General features: G+C 69.1%; 16 protein-coding genes. 12 read left to right on the top strand and 4 right to left on the bottom strand.

Going from position 1 to position 21,745, the window contains the following annotated elements:
- Nucleotides 1–72: 72 nt before the first annotated feature.
- A complete protein-coding gene (locus ACFVYN_RS35400) occupies nucleotides 73–2,871 on the bottom strand; it encodes an aconitate hydratase (RefSeq protein ID WP_390006132.1) in 2,799 nt (932 codons plus the stop codon).
- A gap of 398 nt (nucleotides 2,872–3,269) precedes the next feature.
- Here ACFVYN_RS35400 and ACFVYN_RS35395 point away from each other — a divergent pair, with 398 nt between their 5' ends.
- From ACFVYN_RS35395 to ACFVYN_RS35385, 3 genes are all read left to right on the top strand, one after another.
- Nucleotides 3,270–3,470, top strand: coding sequence for a DUF4236 domain-containing protein (locus ACFVYN_RS35395; RefSeq protein WP_123763654.1), 201 nt, complete (start codon nucleotides 3,270–3,272; stop codon nucleotides 3,468–3,470).
- Between the two features lie 84 nt (nucleotides 3,471–3,554).
- Nucleotides 3,555–5,084, top strand: a complete 1,530-nt coding sequence (locus ACFVYN_RS35390; RefSeq protein WP_390006131.1) for a helix-turn-helix domain-containing protein — start codon at nucleotides 3,555–3,557, stop codon at nucleotides 5,082–5,084.
- Between the two features lie 510 nt (nucleotides 5,085–5,594).
- A complete protein-coding gene (locus ACFVYN_RS35385; RefSeq protein ID WP_390006129.1) occupies nucleotides 5,595–6,347 on the top strand; it encodes an aspartyl/asparaginyl beta-hydroxylase domain-containing protein in 753 nt (250 codons plus the stop codon).
- 33 nt (nucleotides 6,348–6,380) lie between these two features.
- Here the strand turns inward: ACFVYN_RS35385 and ACFVYN_RS35380 are convergent, their stop codons facing one another.
- The 3 genes from ACFVYN_RS35380 to ACFVYN_RS35370 are packed head-to-tail and all read right to left on the bottom strand — an operon-like array spanning nucleotide 6,381 to nucleotide 9,498.
- Nucleotides 6,381–6,908, bottom strand: coding sequence for a copper chaperone PCu(A)C (locus tag ACFVYN_RS35380; RefSeq protein ID WP_390006127.1), 528 nt, complete (start codon nucleotides 6,906–6,908; stop codon nucleotides 6,381–6,383).
- The gene (locus tag ACFVYN_RS35375) at nucleotides 6,905–9,277 is read right to left on the bottom strand and encodes a heavy metal translocating P-type ATPase (protein ID WP_390006126.1); all 2,373 of its coding nucleotides are present in this window, start codon (nucleotides 9,275–9,277) and stop codon (nucleotides 6,905–6,907) included. The genes ACFVYN_RS35380 and ACFVYN_RS35375 overlap by 4 nt, the downstream gene beginning before the upstream one ends.
- Nucleotides 9,274–9,498: a hypothetical protein gene (locus ACFVYN_RS35370; protein WP_390006124.1), complete on the bottom strand. Its 225-nt coding sequence runs from the start codon at nucleotides 9,496–9,498 to the stop codon at nucleotides 9,274–9,276. The genes ACFVYN_RS35375 and ACFVYN_RS35370 overlap by 4 nt, the downstream gene beginning before the upstream one ends.
- Before the next feature lie 566 nt (nucleotides 9,499–10,064).
- Here ACFVYN_RS35370 and ACFVYN_RS35365 point away from each other — a divergent pair.
- The 9 genes from ACFVYN_RS35365 (at nucleotide 10,065) to ACFVYN_RS35325 (ending at nucleotide 21,681) form a co-directional block, all read left to right on the top strand.
- Complete coding sequence (locus ACFVYN_RS35365; RefSeq protein WP_390006122.1) at nucleotides 10,065–11,420, top strand: MFS transporter; 1,356 nt, start codon at nucleotides 10,065–10,067, stop codon at nucleotides 11,418–11,420.
- A gap of 140 nt (nucleotides 11,421–11,560) precedes the next feature.
- Complete coding sequence (locus tag ACFVYN_RS35360; protein WP_390006147.1) at nucleotides 11,561–12,622, top strand: beta-ketoacyl-ACP synthase III; 1,062 nt, start codon at nucleotides 11,561–11,563, stop codon at nucleotides 12,620–12,622.
- Complete coding sequence (locus ACFVYN_RS35355) at nucleotides 12,619–12,855, top strand: acyl carrier protein (protein ID WP_390006120.1); 237 nt, start codon at nucleotides 12,619–12,621, stop codon at nucleotides 12,853–12,855. The genes ACFVYN_RS35360 and ACFVYN_RS35355 overlap by 4 nt, the downstream gene beginning before the upstream one ends.
- Before the next feature lie 59 nt (nucleotides 12,856–12,914).
- On the top strand, nucleotides 12,915–13,799 hold the full coding sequence (locus ACFVYN_RS35350; protein WP_390006118.1) for a TauD/TfdA dioxygenase family protein: 885 nt from the start codon (nucleotides 12,915–12,917) through the stop codon (nucleotides 13,797–13,799).
- 1 nt (nucleotide 13,800) lies between these two features.
- Nucleotides 13,801–14,337: an FcoT family thioesterase gene (locus ACFVYN_RS35345; RefSeq protein ID WP_390006116.1), complete on the top strand. Its 537-nt coding sequence runs from the start codon at nucleotides 13,801–13,803 to the stop codon at nucleotides 14,335–14,337.
- A 97-nt stretch (nucleotides 14,338–14,434) separates the two neighbouring features.
- Complete coding sequence (locus tag ACFVYN_RS35340) at nucleotides 14,435–16,027, top strand: long-chain-fatty-acid--CoA ligase (protein ID WP_390006114.1); 1,593 nt, start codon at nucleotides 14,435–14,437, stop codon at nucleotides 16,025–16,027.
- A gap of 39 nt (nucleotides 16,028–16,066) precedes the next feature.
- Entirely contained in the window at nucleotides 16,067–16,324 is a 258-nt protein-coding gene (locus tag ACFVYN_RS35335; protein ID WP_390006113.1) for a phosphopantetheine-binding protein, read from the top strand.
- Nucleotides 16,311–20,597, top strand: a complete 4,287-nt coding sequence (locus ACFVYN_RS35330; RefSeq protein WP_390006111.1) for an amino acid adenylation domain-containing protein — start codon at nucleotides 16,311–16,313, stop codon at nucleotides 20,595–20,597. Before ACFVYN_RS35335 ends, ACFVYN_RS35330 begins: the two co-directional genes overlap by 14 nt.
- A 55-nt stretch (nucleotides 20,598–20,652) precedes the next feature.
- Nucleotides 20,653–21,681: an ABC transporter substrate-binding protein gene (locus ACFVYN_RS35325; RefSeq protein WP_390006110.1), complete on the top strand. Its 1,029-nt coding sequence runs from the start codon at nucleotides 20,653–20,655 to the stop codon at nucleotides 21,679–21,681.
- The last annotated feature ends 64 nt before the right edge of the window (nucleotides 21,682–21,745 follow it).

Raw genomic sequence — 21,745 nt, 5'->3', positions numbered from 1 at the left:
CGCCCCGTCGAGCGCGAGCGCCCCGTCCCCCGCGCGCGAGATGCAGGGGGAGGGGCGCTCGTTCACTTCAGGTCAAGAACCGGCAAGTTGGCGCAGTACATAGTGCATGATGCCGCCGTTGCGGTAGTAGTCGGCCTCACCGGGGGTGTCGATGCGGACGACCGCGTCGAACTCGACGCCCGTGTCGGTGGTGACCTTGACCGTGCGCGGCGTGGTGCCGTTGTTGAGCTCCTCGACACCGGTGAAGGAGAAGGTCTCCTCGCCGGTCAGACCGAGGGTCTCGGCGGTCTGGCCCTCGGGGTACTGGAGCGGGAGGACGCCCATGCCGATGAGGTTCGAGCGGTGGATGCGCTCGTACGACTCGGCGATGACGGCCTTGACGCCGAGGAGCGCGGTGCCCTTGGCGGCCCAGTCGCGGGACGAGCCGGAGCCGTACTCCTTGCCGGCCAGGACGACCAGCGGGATGCCCTGCTCGATGTAGTTGCGGGAGGCGTCGTAGATGAACGACACCGGGGCGCCCTCGACGGTGAAGTCGCGGGTGTAGCCGCCTTCCGTGCCCGGCGCGATCTGGTTGCGCAGGCGGATGTTGGCGAACGTGCCGCGGATCATGACCTCGTGGTTGCCTCGGCGCGAGCCGTAGGAGTTGAAGTCACGACGCTCCACACCGTGCTCGGTGAGGTACTTGCCGGCCGGGGTGTCGGCCTTGATGGCGCCGGCGGGCGAGATGTGGTCGGTCGTCACCGAGTCGCCCAGCTTGGCCAGGACCCGGGCGCCCGTGATGTCGGAGACCGGGGTGGTCTCCATCGTCATGCCCTCGAAGTAAGGGGGCTTGCGGACGTACGTCGACTCGGCGTCCCACTCGAAGGTGTTGCCGGTCGGGATCGGCAGCGCCTGCCACTGGGCGTCGCCCGCGAAGACGTCGGCGTAGGACTTGTTGAACATGTCCTCGCCGATGGCGTTCGCCACGACGTCGTTGACCTCGGCCTCGGAGGGCCAGATGTCCTTCAGGAAGACCGGGTTGCCGTCCTGGTCCGTGCCGAGGGCATCGCGCGTGATGTCCACCTTCATGGAGCCGGCGAGGGCGTACGCGACGACCAGCGGCGGGGAGGCCAGGTAGTTCATCTTGACGTCGGGGTTGATACGGCCCTCGAAGTTCCGGTTGCCGGAGAGGACCGAGGTGACCGCGAGGTCGTGCTCGTTGACGGCCTGGGAGACCTCCTCCGGCAGCGGGCCGGAGTTGCCGATGCAGGTGGTGCAGCCGTAGCCGACGAGGTTGAAGCCGACCTTGTCGAGGTAGGGGGTGAGCCCCGCCTTGTCGAAGTAGTCGGTGACGACCTTGGAACCCGGGGCGAGGGTGGTCTTGACCCACGGCTTGCGGGTCAGGCCCTTCTCCACGGCCTTCTTCGCGACGAGCGCGGCGGCGACCATGACGTACGGGTTCGAGGTGTTGGTGCAGGAGGTGATGGCCGCGACCGTCACCGCGCCGTGGTCGATCTCGTACGTCGAGCCGTCGGGGGCGGTCACGGTGACCGGCTGGGACGGGACAGCCGCGCCGGTGCCCTCACCGTGCTGCGGCGCGCCGGCGCCGTTCTCCTGGCTGCCGTAGGCGGGGGCGTCGGAGGCCGGGAAGGACTCGGCGCTCGCCTCGTCGACCGGGGAGGCGGATGCGGCGGCGGTCTGCGCGACGGGGGCGTCGACGTAGTTGAGGACGTCCTTCGCGAACTGCTCGGCCGCGTTCGCGAGGACGATGCGGTCCTGCGGGCGCTTCGGGCCGGCGATGGACGGGACGACCGTCGACAGGTCCAGCTCGAGCTTCTCGGAGAAGTCCGGCTCGGCCTTCGGGTCCAGCCAGAGGCCCTGCTCCTTGGCGTACGCCTCGACGAGCGCGAGCTGCTGCTCGGAGCGGCCGGTGAGCTTGAGGTACTTGATGGTCTCGTCGTCGATCGGGAAGATCGCGGCGGTCGAGCCGAACTCCGGCGACATGTTGCCGATGGTGGCGCGGTTGGCGAGGGAGGTGGCGGCCACGCCCTCGCCGTAGAACTCGACGAACTTGCCGACGACGCCGTGCTTGCGGAGCATCTCGGTGATCGTGAGCACGAGGTCGGTGGCGGTGGTGCCGGGCTTGAGCTCACCGGTGAGCTTGAAGCCGACGACGCGCGGGATGAGCATGGAGACCGGCTGGCCGAGCATCGCGGCCTCGGCCTCGATGCCGCCGACGCCCCAGCCCAGCACACCGAGGCCGTTGACCATGGTGGTATGCGAGTCGGTGCCGACCAGGGTGTCGGGGTAGGCCTGGCCGTTGCGGACCATGACCGTGCGGGCCAGGTGCTCGATGTTCACCTGGTGGACGATGCCGGTGCCCGGCGGTACGACCTTGAAGTCGTCGAAGGCGGTCTGGCCCCAGCGCAGGAACTGGTAGCGCTCGCGGTTGCGGCCGTACTCCAGCTCGACGTTCTGCGCGAACGCCTCGTGGGTGCCGAACTTGTCCGCGATGACGGAGTGGTCGATGACCAGCTCGGCCGGGGAGAGCGGGTTGACCTTCGCGGGGTCGCCGCCGAGCTCCTTGACGGCCTCACGCATGGTGGCGAGGTCGACGACACAGGGCACGCCGGTGAAGTCCTGCATGATCACGCGGGCGGGCGTGAACTGGATCTCCTGCGACGGCTGGGCCTGGGAGTCCCAGCCGCCCAGGGCGCGGATGTGGTCGGCGGTGATGTTCGCGCCGTCCTCGGTGCGGAGGAGGTTCTCCAGCAGCACCTTCAGGCTGTAGGGAAGGCGCGCGGAGCCCTCGACCTTGTCCAGCCGGAAGATCTCGTACGACTCGTCGCCCACCTGCAGCGTGCTGCGGGCGTCGAAGCTGTTCGCCGACACGACAGTCTCCTTCATTTTTGTGCGCTTACCACCGCATCCTGCCGCCACGCCCTCCTGGCCGATCCGCTAAGGTAAGGCTAAGTTAGGTACGCCTTACTGCCAGACCCGGCGAACGTGCGACTGCGGTACGCCTCGGCAGATATCTCGATGTCGAGATAACTCTAGTACATGAGGCCGGAATGGTCATGCCCGGCCTCGCGATGATGCCTCGGCGGCACCGGGGCGGCCTCGGCCTCTCGGGCGCCTCACTCGGCCGCGTCGGACTTCGCCCACGCGGTCGCCCGCCCCAACTCCCCCATGGCGGCGCGCCGATGCGCACCCGGCACCCATCACTTCGCCGAGCCGGGGTATTCGAACGCCATCGAAAGCACGCGACCGACCTTCAAGGGGAGGCCCCCATGCCGCTCACGTTCCGCAAGAGTTTCCGGATTCTTCCCGGGGTGCGGCTGAACATCAACCGGCGCTCCTGGTCCATCACGACCGGTGGCGGAAGCCACGGACCGAAGCACACGCACAGCAGCACGGGACGTCGTACGACATCGGTGGATTTGCCCGGACCTTTCGGATGGCGTCGAACCCGCACCGCCAAGCGTCACTGACGGTCGCTCAGGTCCACCCGGGCTCCTCACCCGAACAGACCCGTCCGGAATGCGCCATCTCATATCTGAGATAGCCTCAACCCCATGGCAGACGACTACCTCGTACGTATCGGCAAGCTCATCCGTGACGCCCGTCAGCACCGGGGCTGGACACAGTCGCAACTTGCCGAGGCGCTCGGCACCAGTCAGAGTGCCGTCAATCGCATCGAGCGCGGCAATCAAAACATCAGCCTTGAGATGATCGCCCGTATCGGTGAAGCACTCGACAGCGAAATCGTCTCTCTGGGCTACGCCGGCCCGATGCATCTGCGGGTGGTCGGCGGCCGTCGGCTGTCCGGCGCGATCGACGTCAAGACGAGCAAGAACGCGTGCGTGGCCCTGCTGTGCGCCTCGCTCCTCAACAAGGGGCGCACGGTGCTGCGCAGGGTCGCCCGCATCGAGGAGGTCTACCGCCTTCTGGAGGTGCTGAGCTCCATCGGGGTCCGCACCCGGTGGATCAACGACGGCGTCGACCTCGAACTCGTGCCGCCGGCCGAGCTGGACATGAACGCCATCGACGCCGAGGCCGCCGTCCGCACGCGCTCGATCATCATGTTCCTGGGCCCGCTGCTGCACCGCATGGACAGCTTCAGGCTGCCGTACGCCGGCGGCTGCGACCTCGGCACCCGGACCATCGAGCCGCACATGATCGCGCTGCGCCGGTTCGGTCTGGACGTCGCGGCGACCGAGGGCCAGTACCACGCCCGGGTCGACCGGGAGGTCCGCCCCGACCGTCCGATCGTGCTGACCGAACGCGGCGACACCGTGACGGAGAACGCGTTGCTCGCGGCCGCCCGACATGACGGCGTCACCGTCATCCGCAACGCCTCCTCCAACTACATGGTCCAGGACCTCTGCTTCTTCCTGGAGACCCTGGGGGTCGAGGTCGAGGGCGTCGGCACCACCACCCTGACCGTGCACGGCGTGCCGCACATCGACGTGGACGTCGACTACTCCCCCTCCGAGGACCCGGTCGAGGCGATGAGCCTGCTGGCCGCGGCCGTGGTGACGGAGTCGGAGCTGACGGTGCGCCGGGTGCCGATCGAGTTCCTGGAGATCGAGCTCGCGGTGCTGGAGGAGATGGGGCTCGACCACGACCGTACGCCGGAGTACGTCGCCGACAACGGCCGCACCCGGCTGGTCGACCTCACGGTCCGGCCCTCCAAGCTGGAGGCGCCGATCGACAAGATCCACCCGATGCCGTTCCCCGGCCTGAACATCGACAACGTCCCGTTCTTCGCCGCCATCGCCGCGGTCGCACAGGGCCAGACCCTCATCCACGATTGGGTCTACGACAACCGGGCGATCTACCTGACGGATCTGAACCGGCTCGGCGGACGCCTCCAACTCCTCGACCCGCACCGGGTGTTGGTGGAGGGCCCGACCCGCTGGCGGGCCGCCGAGATGATGTGCCCGCCGGCCCTGCGCCCCGCCGTGGTCGTCCTGCTGGCGATGATGGCGGCCGACGGCACGTCCGTGCTGCGCAACGTCTATGTCATCAACCGCGGTTACGAGGACCTGGCCGAGCGGCTCAACTCGGTGGGGGCGCAGATCGAGATCTTCCGGGACATCTGACGCCGCTCAGGACCGGTTTCCCGGCTCCTCGCCCGGAGCGGGGCACCCGGAGCGGGGCACCCGGAGCGTCGAACGAGCGTCAGGGCCGGTGGTGCGAAGCCGGCCCATGACCGCGCCGATGGCCCGGAGTGAAACGCCCGGGATCGAGGCGATGCCCGACAAGCGTGGGACCGGCCCTCTTCCATCCGATCGTTCTGCCGGCGTGCAACTCGTCGACAACCTCGATATCAGCGCCGGGGAAGGAAGCCCCCGGCGCTCTCGCATCGAGACCCGACTCCGTCACTGACTTGTTCTTTCCCAAAGAGAGTCGGCTCACGGCGCGCCCTGGTTCCCGGCAGCGGCCGGAATTCAGAAGCATGGGAAGCACTACCGGCGCACTGCACCACTCACGCCATCCGGTGTGCCCCCATACCGGCCACGCCGCACCCTTTCCCGGGGACGTGACGGGTACCTCCTGGGTACCCTCCACACGGATGCAGGGACCATCACGCTCGAAATCCTGGAGATTCCATGACCCCGGAGATAGAGAACGCCTTCGCCGCCATCAGGAGCGAGCACGGACCGGATTCGATCGCCCGGGTCGAGCAGATGCTTGCGGCGGGAAGGGGCGATCGCCATCCGTTGCAGAAGGGGGCCAAGTGGATCTTGCCGGGAATTTCACAGCAGCCCTGGCACGATCCGTACGGCCACCCCGAGTTGGCACCGGTGGTGCACGCCTTCGAAGCGAACCACGCCGCTATCAAGAAGGAGTTGGAGACCGCCTGGGCCGCCCGGCGGAAAGCCTTCTCCGATTACGAGCACTACCTCACCCGCCAGTCGGACTGGCAGGCCCTTTATCTCTTCCGCAAGGGCGGCCTGGTGAACGAGTCGGCCGACACGGTGCCGACCGCCTTCCAGGTGCTGAAGGAGGAGGCGGTCGACACCGGGAAGCTCTGCCCCCTGCTGGAGTGCCACTTCTCGACCCTGCTCCCCGGCGCTGCGATCGCGCCCCACTGCGACCTGTGGAACTTCAGCATCAACCTGCACCTGGCGGTCGACATCCCCGAGGAGTGCGGCATCACGGTCGCCGGCGAGACGCGCTCCTGGGTGGAGGGCACGTGCCTCCTCTTCGACTACTCCTTCGAGCATGAGGCGTGGAACGGCGGGCCGCGTCCGCGCACCTGCCTGCTCGTCGACCTGTGGCACCCGGAGACCACGGTCCCCGAGCGGAAGGCGCTCGTCGCGGCCGTCACCGAGATCCGGAAGCTGATGGGCGAAGGGTGACGACGAGGAACGCCTGGTGGCTGCTCTTCCTCGTCATGCGCGCGCAGGAACGGTCACCGCGTCCACGGTCACCTGGCCCGAGTCGCGGAACCACAGGTCGAAGCGGACCCTGTCCCCGACCTTCAGCCTCGGTGGATCCAGGACCATCACGTCGACGCCGTACGGGGTCATGTTCACGCGGCTTCGGGCCGGGATCGTGAGGGAGTCGAGCGGCTCCATGTGTCCTGCCCCGTCCCTCGTGACCCGCCGACCCAGCATCGTCACCCCGAGCTCCGTGGAGGAGACGGACGTCAGCACGTCGTCAGCGGCTCCGGTGTTGCCGATGTCGAAGAAGGCGGCCGTGTTCTCGGAGTTGGGAGGTACGAAGATGCGAGCGTTGCTGACACCGATCCTTGCCGGCGGTGCACCGGCCGCACCCGTTGTCGTGTAGGCCGTCAGGAGCATCAAGGCCGTCACGCAGGTGACCACGGGTACGAGAGCGGCGCTGAGCACACCGGCGGTCACCCGGCGCCAGGGCGGCGAGGAGCGTTCGGCCGGATCGGTGGACGAAACGGAGTTCATCGGATCTCCTCCAGAGACGAGGCGGTGTTGTTGTCCGCGGCGGACAGTCGTGTCCGACTGCCCTCGTCAGCGGAGGCGGACGCAGAAGCGGAGCGGTAGTCGTGCCCGGCGGGCGAATAGGCCCGCAGTCGCAGGCTGTTGGCGACCACGAGAACGGAACTGGCGGACATCGCCACAGCGGCGAACATCGGGTTGAGCCAGCCGGTGGCGGCCAGGGGAACGGTGACGACGTTGTAGCCGAAGGCCCAGGCGAGGTTGGCACGGATGGTTCTCAAGGTCCGGCGGGTGAGCTGTACGGCCGCGACCACCGCCTGCATGTCCTCGCGTACGAGGGTGATGTCGGCGGCGCCGATCGCCGCGTCGGTGCCGCCGCCCATGGCGATACCCAGGTCGGCGGAGGCCAGAGCTGCGGCGTCGTTGACTCCGTCGCCGATGACCGCCACCCGGCGTCCCTCGTCCCGCAGCTTCGCGACGATGCCGGTCTTCCCTTCCGGGGTCACCTCCGCGTGCACCTCGTCGATGCCGACCTGCTCGGCCACGGCATGCGCGGCGGCCGGACCGTCTCCGGTCACCAGAATGGGCTCGATGCCCAGCTTGCGCAGGCGTCGTACGGCGGAGTAGCTGGAGGGCCGCAGTGTGTCGCCGACCGCCAGGACGCCGACCGGGCGGCCGTCCTTCTCGACGACCACCGCTGTGCGAGCGGAGGCGTGGGCGTCATCCAGAGCCTGCTGAAGCGCACCCGGGAGCGGGGTGTCAGGTCGCGGGCGGCCTACGACGACCTCGACGCCGTCGACCTGGCCGCTGACGCCGGCTCCCGGAACGGCGCGGAAGCCGGCCACCGATGGCAGCCGTCCGCCGTCCGCGGCCTGGCGGGCGGCAGCGGCGATGGCTCGGCCGATGGGGTGCTCGGAGCCGTACTCGACCGCCCCGGCCAGTCGCAGGATCGCGCTCGCGTCTTCCCCGGCCACCACCGTCGTGTCGGCGAGGGTCATGCGTCCGGTGGTGAGAGTGCCGGTCTTGTCGAAGACCACGGTGTCGATCTGCCGCAGCCGCTCCAGCGCCTCCGGTCCTCGGAGCAGTACGCCGAGTTGCGCGCCACGGCCCGTGGCGGCCATGAAGGCCGTCGGAGTGGCCAGACCGAGGGCGCAAGGACACGCGACGACGAGGACGGCGACCGCCGCGGTCACGGCTGCCGAGGCGTTCGCCCCGGCGCCGAGCCAGAACCCCAGCACAGTGCAGGCCACGGTCACGATCGCGGGGACGAATACCCCCGCGACGGCGTCGGCCAGCCGCTGGATGCGGGCCTTGCCCGCCTGTGCGTCGCTCACCAGCTTGGTGATCCGCGCGAGTTGGGTGTCGGCGCCGACCGCCGTGGCTCGAATCACCAGCAGGCCGCCGGCGTTGACCGCACCGCCCACCACGAACGAGCCCGGCCCGACCTCCACCGGCACGCTCTCGCCCGTCACCAGTGACAGGTCCAGGGCTGAACTGCCGTCAGTGACCGCACCGTCCGTGGCGACCTTCTCACCCGGTCGTACCAGGAATTCCTGGCCGACCCCGAGTTCGGAGACCGGGACCCGTCGGCCCGGCTCACCCTCGTGCAACTCGACGTCTTTCGCGCCGAGTTGGGCGAGTGCCCGCAGCGCTGATCCCGTGCCCTGCTTGGCCCGTTCCTCCAGATAGCGACCGGCCAGCACGAACAGCGGCACGCTCACGGCCGCTTCCAGGTACAGATGCGCGCTCGCGCTGCCGGCCTCGGGCACCAGGCTGAACGCCATGCGCATGCCCGGCCGGCCCGCGCCTGCGAAGTACAGGGCGTACGTGGACCAGGCAAAGGATGCGAGCACGCCGAGGGATACCAGGGTGTCCATGGTCGCCGTGGCATGCCGTAGCCCCTTGAGGGCCCGTTCGTGGAAGGGCCACGCGCTCCAGCCCACCACGGCGACGGTCAGGTTGAAGCACAGCCACTGCCAGTAGGTGAACTGCAGGGAGGGCACCATGGAGAGCAGGAGCACGGGCAGCGACAGCATCGCCGTGATCAGCAGCCGGCCCCTGTCACCGACGCCCGCGCCGGCCGTCCGCTGCTCGCGTGCCGCGTCCGCGTGCTGCTCCTCGGCGGGCGGCGGCGGGACTTCGGCCGTGTAACCGGCGCTCTCCACCACTGAGATCAGCTGCTGAGCGGTCACCGACGCGGGATGGGAGACACGGGCCCGCCCGGTGGCCAGGTTGACGGTGGCCGTCACGCCCTCGACGCGGCCCAGTTTCTTCTCGACCCGGCCCACGCACGCGGCGCACGTCATGCCGCCGACCAGCAGATCGGTGGTCGCCCCGGGCTCGTTGGCCCGCTCACGGTGATCGGCGGTGGTCATCGGCTCACCCGTACTTCACCGTCGACCGGAGCCAGGCCATGCATGCCCGGCATCCCCGGCTCCTTCGACTCCTCGGAGGCGGGCACAGTGCGGTGCATGCCCGGAGCCACCGGACCTGCCATGCGTCCCACGGCGTACGACACCGCCGTCAACGACACGAGCAGGACGACGAAGCCCAGTAGGGCCGGCGGGAAGAAAAGGACACGCTTCGACTTCTCCATGCGTACATACGGTAGGGGGGTACCCGGCCAATGGCCCGGATCGGGCGTGTGACAAAAAACTTCACTGTCGCCGGGAACCAGACTCCTTCGCCCTGCGACTCTCTATTACTGGGAGTTTCTCCATCCTTTCGAAATATCGCACTCCGGGATTATGAAGGTGCTGAAATCAGCCATCCCTGCCGCGCCGAGATTCGACCGATAAGGCTGGAACCAGCAGACGCCGTCACCCGACCTGTCGAATAGGGAACTCACGCCTCCGCGATCCGCGCGCAGGCCGACACCACTCCCGTTCCCCATTTTTGCAAGCCCACCTGGCATGTTCCATCGCCGGCCCCAGGAGCGACCGCCCCGAATGTTCGACCTTCAATGACGTAGCGAACGATTCTCACAACCGGCTCGCAAGCCAGTCCGAAAGTGAGAGGAGAGTGCTTGTGGCGAGCACAGGAAGTGAGCCAAGCTCCCGGGGTGAGCCGCCGTCCTGTTCCACGGGACGGATCCTTAGGGGGAATCGTTCCGCAATGCCTGCAGTGAATTCGCCATCTGCTCCGTCGCACCAGCGCCTGGGGTTGCCGCTACTGATCCTGGCCGCCGCGCAACTGGTCATCTCCCTCGACTACAACATCGTGTACGTCGCCCTCCCCAGCATCGGCAGCGCCCTCGGCTTCTCCGGACAGGACCTGCAGTGGGTGGTCAGCGCCTACGTCGTGACAACCGGCGGCTTCCTGCTCCTCGGCGGTCGAACCACGGACCTACTGGGACGCCGCCGGGTTTTCGTCGTCGCCGCCCTGCTGTACGCGGTCTCCTCACTGGTGGGCGGATTGTCGGAGTCGGCGGGCGTGCTGGTCGCAGTGCGTGCGGTGCAGGGCATCGGCGGTTCGCTGCTGTTCCCCGCCGCGCTCTCCCTCATCAACACGCTCTACGAGGAGGGTCCCAGCCGTAACCGGGCACTGGCCGCGTGGGGCGCCGCCGGTGCCGGCGGACTGTGCTTCGGTTCGCTGCTGGGCGGGGTCCTCGTCGACGCCTTCGGCTGGTCGGCGGTGTTCCTGGTCAACGTCCCGCTGGCCGGGGCCATCGCCCTGGCTGGAACGTTCCTCTTCCCCCCGGACGGCCCACTGCCCCGACAGCGGGACTTCGACCTCCCCGGCGCCCTGACGGCCACCGCGGGCATCACACTCCTCGTCTTCGTCCTCATCCATGCCCCGGAGGCCGGCTGGACCAGCCGCAGCGTCCTGATATGCGCGGCCCTCTCGGTGGCCTCGCTGTCCGTGTTCGTCCTCGTCGAGACCCGAACGCACGCCCCGCTGACGCCGGGACACCTGTTCCGCCACCGGAGCCTGCTGGGTGCCATGGTGCTGACCGCCCTGTTCAGCGCCACGTTCAGTTCGCTGCCGTACTTTCTGACCCTCTACTTCCAGACCGTGCATGGCTACAGCGCCATGGCCACGGGGGCCGCCTTTCTCATACCGGCCGTCGTCGTGGCCGCCGGGACGAAGGTCGGCGAGAGGGCCGTTGCCGCGCTGGGCGTGCGCACCATGCTGCTGGGCGGCATGGCGACGGGAGCCGTCGGTGCCCTGCTTCTCGCCCTCGCCTTCAGTGCCGACGGCTCCTACGCGCGCCTGCTGCCCGGGATCGTCCTGCTCAGCCTGGGTCAGGGCGCCACCTGGACCGGCATGTGGATCGCGGCCGCGACCGGCATCCCTGCCCAGGACCAGGGCATCGCGTCAGGCCTGGCCTCCACCACGCTGCAAGTGGGCAGCGCCGTGGGCCTGGCCGCCCTCGTGGCTGTCGCCGGCACCGGCGGCCACGAACTGACGGCCGCCGGTCTGCTGGACGGAATCCGAGCCGCCGTTTACGTCGTCACCGCCGGAATCTGTCTCGGCGCAGTGGCCCTGCTGCCCTTTCGGAGGCGGGCGGACGTCTGAGCGCGCCCGCTCCCCCATCTCCTTACGACCGTTCCCCCTCTCCTTACGACCGCTCCCCCCTGTCACCCCAGAGATCTCGCCCCAGGCCACCGGGAAACTTAGGAGCCCTTGTGTCCAGCACCGATGACCAACCGCTCAGCATGTCCGTACCTCCCACCCCGCCGCATGATCGTGCTGCCGTCCTGTGCGGGCTCGCGGGCTGGCTCCCGCCGCGTGTCGTGACCAACGAGGAGCTCTCCCGACGGCTCGACACCAGCGACGCCTGGATCCGGTCTCGTACCGGAATCGGCCGACGCCACTTGGCCGAACCCGGCCAGGCCACCTCCGACCTGGCGGTGGAGGCAGGTCGGCGAGCCCTGGGGTCCGCAGGTGTGGACGACGTGGACGCGGTCGTCGTCGCCACGACCACTCCCGACCGGTCCTGCCCGGCAACCGCCCCTCTCGTGGCCGACCGTCTCGGTCTGACGGGGGTGGCGGCCTTCGACGTCGGCGCCGTGTGCACCGGGTTCGTCTACGGGCTGGCATCGGCCGCCGGGCTCATCGCGGCCGGAGTGGCCGAACGCGTACTGCTGATCGGCGCTGATACCTACTCGACGATCGTCGACCCGGACGACCGGTCCAACGCGATCATCTTCGGCGACGGCGCCGGAGCCGTCGTCCTGCGCGCCGGCCACGCCGACGAACCCGGCGCCGTCGGCCACTTCGACCTCGGCAGCGACGGGGCCGGCGAGGAACTGATCATGGTGGCGGCCGGTGGCTCACGGCAGCGCTCGGGCACCGGTCCGGTCGCCCTGCGGGACCACCACTTCGCCATGCGCGGCAAGGAGGTCTACCGCCACGCGGTCACCCGCATGACGGCCTCGGCCCGGGCCACGCTCACGCTGGCCGACCACAAGGTCGACGACATCGACCGCATAGTCCCCCACCAGGCAAACCTGCGCATCCTGCACTCGGTGGCGGACGACCTCGGACTGCCCACGGAACGACTGGTGAGCAATGTCGGGTCCGTGGGCAACACAGGCGCCGCATCGATCCCGCTGGCCCTGGCCGATGCGGCCGCCCGGCGCACCATCCACGCGGGCGAACGCGTGCTGCTCACTGCGTTCGGTGGCGGGCTCACCTGGGGGTCCTGCCTCCTGACGTGGCCCGCTCTCGCCCGGACCGATCACCCGCACCACACAGGAGGAACGCAGGAGCCATGAGCAACACCTACGACCAACTGGTCGAGATCGTAAAGAAGCTCCACGACGCCCCGAGCGACCGGATCAGCCCGGACGTCACCTTCGCCCAGCTGGACGTCGACTCTCTGACGATGGTCGAGATCAGCATGGGCATAGAGCGCGAATTCGGCGTCCCCATCGACGACAACGAGCTCGAGGAGGACCTCTCCCTCGGCGCGACCACCAAGCTCATCGACTCGAAGCTCGCCCAGTAGCCGCTGTCCCCACCGCTACCACGACCTCTACCGAGGTTTCCGTCAAGAGAGCAGGGATCATGCAGATCAAGGAAGTCACGGGCAAGGAAATCGGCGCCACGGTCGAAGGCTTCGACTACGCCGCTGCTTCCGCGGAGGACATCGACGCCATCAAGGATGCCGTCTACACGAAGAAGATCGTCGTCCTGAAGAACCAGGACCTGGCGCCCCGTCAGTTCCTCGCGCTCGGCCGGCTTTTCGGCCGTCCGGAGACGTACTACGAGCCGATGTACAAGCACCCCGAGGTAGAGGAGATATTCGTCTCCTCCAACGTGCCCGAGGACGGCAAGCAGATAGGCGTGCCGAAGACCGGGAAGTTCTGGCACGCCGACTACCAGTTCATGCCGGACCCCTTCGGCCTGACGTTCATCTACCCGCAGGTCGTCCCCGAGAAGAACCGGGGGACCTACTTCATCGACATGGGCAAGGCGTACGAGCAGCTTCCGGAGGATCTCAAGAAGGAAGTGGCAGGCACCTTCTCCCGGCACTCGGTGCGCAAGTACTTCAAGATCCGGCCCTCGGACGTCTACCGGCCGATCTCGGAGATCATCGAGGAGGTCGACACCAAGACCCCGCCGGTGGTCAAGCCCAGCACCTTCATCCACCCCATGACTGGAGAAACGATCCTCTACATCAGTGAGGGCTTCACCATCGGCATGGAGGACGAGGACGGCAAGCCGCTGGAGACCGACTTGCTCCAGCGCCTCTTCGAGGCGACCGGCCAGCTCGACGACACCTTCGACCACCCCAACATCCACCTGCAGACCTTCGAGAAGGGCGACCTCCTGGTCTGGGACAACCGCAGCCTGATCCACCGCGCCCGGCACACGACCACCCCGGAGCCGACCGTCTCCTTCCGGGTGACCGTGCACGACGCGCGCAAGCTCTACGACGAGGCCGCCTGAGATGGGGACGCACCTCCAGCACAAGTCGTTGGCGCGGGAGTACGACAACGACGACGAACTGCTGCCCCAGGTTCTGCGGCCGTACAAGGCGCACTGCAAGTACCTGAAGTCGGCGGCGGTGAGCACCCGGTCCAGCCTCGTGTCCGCGCGCTGCGAACTGGCCATCCCGCAGTCCTGCTACATCGACGACACCGGCCATCTCAACGCCGTCGAAGTCAACATCAGCTACAACCAGATGATGTATTACACCGTCGCCAAGGCGGTGAAGGAGGGGCTGCTGGAGGAGTTCGCCGGCTGGACGCTGGAGGACTACTGGCGCCATCAGCTGCCGGACATCCTGATCGCCCGCTTCAGCGGCAGTTTCCGGCGCCCCATCAACGCGCGTTCCTTCTCCGGAGAGATCGAGTTCCTGTCTGTGGAGCGGCGCTCGCCGGGCGGAGAACCGCTGCTCGTCGCCGACACCGCGTACCGGTACTGGGACGACGCCGGCGGCCGGTGCGACGGCACCGTGAAGCTCGCCTTCGTCAACGCCCCGTAGACGCGCGGCAACCGCACCACGGTGTGCCGCCGCCCCATCCGGTGGCGGCGGCACACCCTCCGGCAGACCGAGAGCAGAACGAGAGGCAGGCCCGCCCATGGCCGAACCGTCCGCGCCCGGGACACCCGGCGAAAGGCTGCACCACCCACAGCTCAGGACACTCGTCGACACGGCACGTTTCCACGCCGCGCAGAGCCCGCAGGTCACCGCGGTCAGCTGCGAGGACCGCGACCTCGATTACGCCCAACTGCATGGCGAGAGCAACCGCGTCGCCCACGCGATCCGCGCCGCCGGGGCCGGTCCCGGCGCCCGCGTCGCCTACCTGGGCAAGGAATCCGAGCATTACTACGAGATCCTGTTCGGCTGCGCCAAGAGCGAGACGGTTCTGGTGCCCATCAACTGGCGGCTGACCGCCCCCGAGATCAGCCACATCCTCCAGGACTCGGGCAGTGAACTGCTCTTCCTGGAGGACGAGTTCGCCCCCACCCTCGACCGGCTGCCGACCGCCTCGCCGAAGACGGTCGTCCGGCTGGGAACCGGAGACGGCTTCGACGCCTGGAAGGCGGACCACCCGGTCACCGAACCCGCCAATGCCGCCACCCCCGACACACCGGTCGCCCAGCTGTACACCAGCGGCACAACCGGCCTGCCCAAGGGCGTCGTCCTGGCCCACCGGAGCTTCTTCGCCATCCGTGACGCACTGGCGAGCGAGCAACTCGACTGGATCGACTGGCGAGTCGGCGACGTCGCCCTGGTCGGCATTCCCGGCTTCCATGTCGGCGGCCTGTGGTGGGCGACGCAGAACTTCAACGCCGGCGTGACCGTGGTCGCGATGCGTGCCTTCGCCCCCCGGGAGGCGATCGACCTCATCCGCGACAGGGGCATCACCACCGCGTGCGTGGTCCCCGCCATGCTGCGCATGATGCTGGCCGAGCCCGGCGTGAAACCGGACGACTTCACCACCCTGCGCAAGATCGTCTATGGCGGCTCGCCGATCTCCGAGGCCCTCCTCGAAGAGAGCCTGGCCATGTTGGGCAGCGAGTTCGCCCAGATCTACGGCCTGACCGAGACCGGCAACACAGCTGTGTGCCTGCCGCCCGCCGACCACGTCCCCGGCGGCCCGCGGATGAAGGCCGCGGGACACCCGTACCCGGGCGTCGACAGCAAGGTCATCGACGGAGACGGCAAGGAACTGCCGACGGGTGCCGTCGGCGAGATCTGCCTGGCCACGCCGGCCCACATGGTCGAGTACTGGGGTCTGCCCGACAAGACCGCCGAAACCCTCGTCGACGGCTGGATCCACACCGGTGACGCCGGATACGTCGACGAGGACGGCTACATCTTCATCCAGGACCGCATCAAGGACGCGATCCTCGTCGCGGGCGAGAACGTCTACCCGGCGGAGATCGAGAACGTGCTGGAGCGGCACCCCGGGGTCGCCGAGGCGGTGATCGTGGGCGCCCCCGACGAGCGGTGGGGCGAGAGCGTCCACGCCTTCGTCGTACCCGTGGCCGGGCAAGAGCCCTCCCCACGGGACCTGCACCGGTTCCTCGTCGACCGCCTGGCCGCCTTCAAGCTGCCCGCGGCCTACGAGTTCATCGAGCACGTCCCGCGCAATCCGAGCGGCAAGATCCTCCGCCGTGAACTGCGCGACCGCTTCTGGAGCGACTCCGACCGCAAGGTCAACTGACCGGCCCGCGCCCCCGTGCAGCTATCAAGAGAGAACACCATGCCTGAGCCCCTGACGCTGGACGCCTTCCGCACGGATCTGGCGGAGTTCCTGCACCAGCAACCGGACGAAGTCGACCTGGACGAAAACCCCCTGGACGCGGGCCTGGACTCGCTGCGCATCACCACCCTCGCCGAGCGGTGGCGGAGCGCCGGTGCGCAGGTGAGCTTCGTCGAGCTCGCCGAGCGCACCTCCTTCGGCGCGTGGTGGCAGTTGCTGTCCGAACGCCAGGCAGGAGCAGCCCATGCCGACGCCTGATCCGCACACCGAGCACCAGCCCCTCCTCGCCGCCCAGGAAGGCATTTGGACCGGCCACCACCTCGATCCGGACAGCCCCGCCTACAACACGGCCGAGTACGTGCACATCCATGGCCCGGTGGACACGGCGGCGTTCGAGAAGGCCCTCCGGCACACCGTGGCCGAGACCGAGGCCCTCAACGTCCGCTTCGTCACCGACGAGACGGGCCGGCCCTGGCAGGTGAGCGTCCCCGGCATCGAGTGGGAACCGCACATCGCCGACCTGAGCACTGCCGCCGACCCGCGTCAGGCGGCCCTCGCGTGGATGGCCCACGACATCGCCCGCCCCCTCGACCTGGAACGGGACCCGGTCTTCGGCCATGCCCTGCTGCGTACGGCTCCCGACGAGTTCCTCTGGTACCACCGCGTCCACCACATCGCACTCGACGGATTCGGCCTGTCCCTGGTCGCGCGCCGCGTGGCGCAGGTGTACACGGCCCTCGTACAGGACGCCCCGCCCGGCGAGAGCGGCTTCGGCACCCTGGAGTCGGTACGGCAGGAGGAGGCCGCCTACCGTGCCTCGGAGCGTTTCACCAAGAACCGCGCCTACTGGACGCAGCGTTTCGCGGACCGCCCGGCGGTCCCCAGCCTCGTCGCCGGACAGGCTCTTCCCGCCCGCACCTTCCTGCGCCGCGTCGTTGACCTGGGTCCCGACGAGACGGAACGGCTGCGCGCTGTCGCCGACGACTTGTCGGTGACCTGGTCCGATCTCCTGCTCGCCGTCACCGCCGCCTACATCCACCGGGTCAGCGGCGCCCCCGAGGTCGTGCTGAGCCTTCCGGCCATGGGCCGCCTCGGATCGGTCTCCCTGCGTGTGCCCTGCATGGTGCGCAACATCCTGCCCCTGCGCGTCGCCGTGGACGAGCAGGACGGTCTGCGGGACCTGGCCGTCAGGGTGGCCGAGGAGCTGCGGGCCGGCCGGCCGCACCAGAGGTATCGCTACGAACAGCTACGGCGGGACCTGAGGTTGGTCGGCGGCAGGCGACGGCTGTCCGGGCCGGGCGTGAACATCATGCCCTTCGAGTACGACCTCCGGTTCGCAGGCCACCGCAGCACGGTCCACAACGTCTCCGCGGGGCCCGTCGACGACCTCGCGGTCAACGTGTACGACCGCGCCGAGGGCGCGGGCCTGCGCATCGCGGTCGACGCCAACCCGGATCTCTACGACGAGGCGGACCTGGCCGCGCATCAGCAGGGACTGCTGGCACTGCTGCGCGAGGCCCTCGCCGCACCGGACCGTGCGATCGGCCGGCGCCCGTTCACCGTCCTGGACGGCGGACCGCTGCCCGGCCCGGCCCGGCCGGTGCTGAGCCTCATCGCCGACCATGCCGCCCGGCGCGGTGGTGCCACAGCCGTCGAGCACGACGGACGGAGCATCACCTTCGCGGAGCTGTTCGGCTCCGCACGACAGCTCGCGCGACGACTCGCCGCCCAGGGCGTCGGCCCCGGTGCGGTGGTGGCCGTCGCCTTGCCGCGCGGCATCGACGCCGTCACCGCCATCCTCGCCGTGCTGCTCTCGGGCGCCGCGTACTGCCCGCTCGACCCCGACGCCCCGGAAACGAGGACGCGAGCGCTCCTGGACAGCGCCCGGCCCTCGCTCGTCCTCACCCGCGGCTCGGACGCCGCTCGCTTCGCGGATCGGCCCGCCCTCCTGCTGGACATCCCCGGCGACGAAGCCGAGGCACCGCTCGCCCCGGCCGGAACGGCGGACGATCCGGCCTATCTCATCTACACCTCGGGCTCCACCGGCCGGCCCAAAGGCGTGGAGATCAGCCACGGCGCCCTGGCCACTTTCGTCGCCGGTGCCGCACACCGCTACGGCCTGCGCCGCGAGGACCGCGTCCTGCAGTTCGCGCCCCTGCACTTCGACGCCAGCGTCGAGGAGGTCTTCCTCACCCTGTGCACCGGCGCCACCCTCGTCATACGCACCCACGACATGACCGAGTCGGTGCCCCAGTTCCTGCGCGCGGTCGACCGGCTGCGCATCAGTGTGCTGGACCTTCCCACGGCCTACTGGCACGAACTGGCCTACTCCCTCTCCACCGGCGCCCCTCCCCTGCCCGACGGGGTGCGGACCGTCATCATCGGCGGAGAGGCCGCCCTTCCCGAACGCGTCGACCGCTGGAGGAACGCGGTCGGCACGTCGGTACGGCTGTTCAACACCTACGGCCCGACCGAGGCGACGGTCGTGGCCACCGTCGCCGCGCTCCACGAAACCCCTGCGGACCCCGGCGAGGTACCGATCGGAACCCCGCTGCCCGGAATGCGTACGGCGATCGTCGGTGGCGAGCTCTACCTCCTCGGCGACGCACTGGCTGCGGGCTATCGCGGCGCGGACGCGCCGGACGACGCCCGGTTCGCGCCGCTCTCCCAACTACCCGGCGCCCCAAGGGCGTTCCGCACCGGCGACCTGGTACGCCTCGGCGACGACGGACAACTGCGGTTCCTCGGACGGGCGGACGACGAGTTCAAGATCAGTGGGCACCGCGTCCATCCCTCCGAGGTCGAGGCCGCCCTGCTCGCCCAGCCGAGCGTCCGCGAGGCCACCGTCGTCGGGCAGGTGCTGCCGGATGGAACACGGCGGTTGGCCGCCTACGTGGTCGCGCAGGATCCGCGGCCCACCGCCGCGGACGTACGAGAGCGGCTACGGGCCGTCCTGCCGGCGGCGATGGTCCCGTCGGCCGTGGAGTTCACCGACCGGCTGCCCCGTACCAGCACGGGGAAGATCGACAGGAACTCTCTGAGCACGGTCGTGGCGGATCAGGCTGGCCCGGCCGAGGAAGTGGGTGGCATCGAGGCAACCATCATCCGGATCTGGTGCCAGATCCTGGGCGTTGAGCGCATGACGCCCGAGGACGACTTCTTCGATCTGGGCGCCCAGTCGCTCCAGGCGATTCAGGTCGCCAACCGGCTCGGCGTCGAGCTGGAGCGGGAGGTCCGCGTCGCCTGGCTCTTCGAGCACCCGACGGCCGCCGACCTCGCACACCGCCTGGAGCACCGCGATGACGCCCCGGTGTCCACGCCCGCGCTGCCCGAGGCCGTCCTGCCCGAGACCGTTGTGGCCGACGCCGTTCTGGACGACGACATCCGGCCCGGCGCCGCGCCCCGTAGGACCGGACCACCACGCACCGTTCTGCTCACCGGCGCGACGGGCTTCGTCGGCCCCCATCTGCTGGCCGAACTGCTCAGGGCCACCGACGCCGAAATCGTCTGTCCGGTCCGGGCCGCGACCCCCGCCGAGGCCGCCGACCGCATCCGTCAGGCCATGGCCGCTCAGGAGATCCCGCTTCCGGCGGACGGCGAGCGGATCACCGCTGTCCCCGCCGACCTCGCCCGGCCGGACCTGGGGCTGGGCTCCGGCCGGTTCGCGGAACTGGCCGGGACCTGCGACGCCATCGTCCACAACGCGGCGACGGTCAGCATCATGCGTGAGTACGGCAGCCTGCGCGCCGCCAACACCGAATCGACCCGTCAGCTGCTGCGGATGGCCTCCGCACGCTCGATCCCTGTGCACCTGGTGTCGACACTGTCCGTCGCCCCGCCCCGCAGCCGGAGTCCGGAGGTGCCCGAGGCGTTCTTCCCACCGCATCCGGGGCTGGTCAGCGGCTACCAGCAGTCAAAGTGGGCGTCCGAACGCCTCCTGGAACAGGCGGCCGAGCGCGGTCTCCCCGTCACCCTGCACCGCTTGGGCCGCGTGACGGGAGCACCGGACACCGGCCAGGTGAACCGGCGGGACTTCCTGTGGAGCGTCCTGGCCTCCGGCATCCCTGCCGGCATCGTGCCCGACCTGTTCGAGGCCGAGGTGTGGACCCCGGCGGACTACGTCGCCCGTGCCGTCGTACAGCTGTCCCTGACCGCCGCACCCGGCACCGTCTTCAACCACGCCCCCGCCGCCCCCGTGCGACTGGCCGACGTGTACGACTGGGTGCGGGAGTACGGATACGACGTCGAACAGATACCGCTGACGCAGTGGCGCAGGGACCTCCCCCGCTCCGCCGACGTGGCGGCGACAACCGGGGCGTTCTTCGATTCCCTCACCGGCGGCGAAGAGGGCGAGCCGGAGCTCGCGCTGGGCCGCGTGCGAGCGGACAACGTACTGAGCGGACTCGAAGGCACCGGCATCACCTGCCCGGAGGCCGACCGGGCACTGGTGTTCCGATATCTGGACCACTGTGTGAAAAACGGAATCGTGCCACCCCCGGGAGGGCGAAACGCCTGGCCTCCCGGGAACTAAGCCCCACCCCGCACCGACTACTTGAACGGAGTCCTTCCCGTCCCAAGGAGATCGTGTGCAGACGAAACGGCCCGCTGCTGTGGTCCTGGCCGGGGCTCTGTGCCTGGCCGCCACGGCATGCGGGGCCTCGTCGTCCCCGACGGCCGAGGCCGCCGCGGACGCGAGCGCCCCCGGTTATCCGGTCACCCTCGAGAACTGCGGACAGACCACCACGTACACCAAGGCGCCCCGCCGGGTGGTCACCATGAACGGTGCCTCCGTCGCCGAGGTCTCCTCGTTACTGGAGTTGGGGCTCGGTGACCGCATCGTGGCGAACGAGCAGTCCTACGGCCGCTCCGAGGTCCCGGGCCGGGCCGCGGCCATCAAGAAGCTGCCCACCGGCGACATCAAGCTCAACGACGCCTACGACATCCCCCGCGAGGCCATGCTGGGCCTGGGCCCGGACCTCGTGCTGTCCACCACCTCGTACGGCTTCGACGCCAAGAACGGCTTCGCGACCCGTGACGACCTCAAGGCGGTCGGCGCCCACACCTACGTCTCCCCGCAGGGTTGTGACCAGGACACCTCCCGCATGACCATCGACGACAGCTATCAACTGCTGCGTGATCTGGGGAAGATCTTCAACGTCAGCGACCGCGCCGACGAACTCGTCACCGAGTCGCGCAAGCGGATCAGCGACGTGTCGGCCAAGGTGAAAGGCGCGAAGAAGCCCAAGGTCATGGTGGTGTTCTCCAACATGAGCATGGGCGGCAACGACTTCAGCTCCATCGCGGCCCACGGCATCTGGAACGACATCCTCGCCAAGGCGGGCGCCGGCAACGCCTTCTCCTCCGCTTCCGAGACCGCCTTCGCCGACCTGAGCAAGGAGAAGGTCGCCGCCGAGCAGGTGGATGCCCTCGTGGTGATCAGCTACAACGACCCGAACCCCGAGGCGTACGCCCGCAAACTGCTCAAGGAGTTCCCCCAGTGGCCGGCCGCGAAGAACAAGCGCTCCCTCGTGCTGTCCGACTCGGTCTACCTCGGCCCCAGCAACGACCTGGCCGTGGAGAAGATCGCCAAGATGCTGCACCCGGGCGCCTTCTGACCGGACCGGGCCGGCGGAAGCGGCTCAACCCCGTCCTGGCCCTGGTGGTGCTGCTGGCCGTGCT

This window comes from Streptomyces sp. NPDC058307 (genome assembly GCF_042880295.1).
Taxonomy (GTDB): Bacteria; Actinomycetota; Actinomycetes; order Streptomycetales; family Streptomycetaceae; genus Streptomyces.
Note: the sequence above shows the minus strand (reverse complement) of the source record. Positions and strands in the feature narration are given on the sequence as shown.

Excerpts from the sequence above, each read along its gene's own strand:
- ACFVYN_RS35385 (WP_390006129.1), top strand. The coding sequence starts at position 5,595 with ATGACCCCGGAGATAGAGAACGCCTTCGCCGCCATCAGGAGCGAGCAC.
- ACFVYN_RS35395 (WP_123763654.1), top strand. The coding sequence starts at position 3,270 with ATGCCGCTCACGTTCCGCAAGAGTTTCCGGATTCTTCCCGGGGTGCGG.
- ACFVYN_RS35380 (WP_390006127.1), bottom strand. The coding sequence starts at position 6,908 with ATGAACTCCGTTTCGTCCACCGATCCGGCCGAACGCTCCTCGCCGCCC.
- ACFVYN_RS35330 (WP_390006111.1), top strand. The coding sequence starts at position 16,311 with ATGCCGACGCCTGATCCGCACACCGAGCACCAGCCCCTCCTCGCCGCC.
- ACFVYN_RS35345 (WP_390006116.1), top strand. The coding sequence starts at position 13,801 with ATGGGGACGCACCTCCAGCACAAGTCGTTGGCGCGGGAGTACGACAAC.
- ACFVYN_RS35375 (WP_390006126.1), bottom strand. The coding sequence starts at position 9,277 with ATGACCACCGCCGATCACCGTGAGCGGGCCAACGAGCCCGGGGCGACC.
- ACFVYN_RS35340 (WP_390006114.1), top strand. The coding sequence starts at position 14,435 with ATGGCCGAACCGTCCGCGCCCGGGACACCCGGCGAAAGGCTGCACCAC.
- ACFVYN_RS35370 (WP_390006124.1), bottom strand. The coding sequence starts at position 9,498 with ATGGAGAAGTCGAAGCGTGTCCTTTTCTTCCCGCCGGCCCTACTGGGC.
- ACFVYN_RS35355 (WP_390006120.1), top strand. The coding sequence starts at position 12,619 with ATGAGCAACACCTACGACCAACTGGTCGAGATCGTAAAGAAGCTCCAC.
- ACFVYN_RS35390 (WP_390006131.1), top strand. The coding sequence starts at position 3,555 with ATGGCAGACGACTACCTCGTACGTATCGGCAAGCTCATCCGTGACGCC.
- ACFVYN_RS35335 (WP_390006113.1), top strand. The coding sequence starts at position 16,067 with ATGCCTGAGCCCCTGACGCTGGACGCCTTCCGCACGGATCTGGCGGAG.
- ACFVYN_RS35360 (WP_390006147.1), top strand. The coding sequence starts at position 11,561 with ATGTCCGTACCTCCCACCCCGCCGCATGATCGTGCTGCCGTCCTGTGC.
- ACFVYN_RS35350 (WP_390006118.1), top strand. The coding sequence starts at position 12,915 with ATGCAGATCAAGGAAGTCACGGGCAAGGAAATCGGCGCCACGGTCGAA.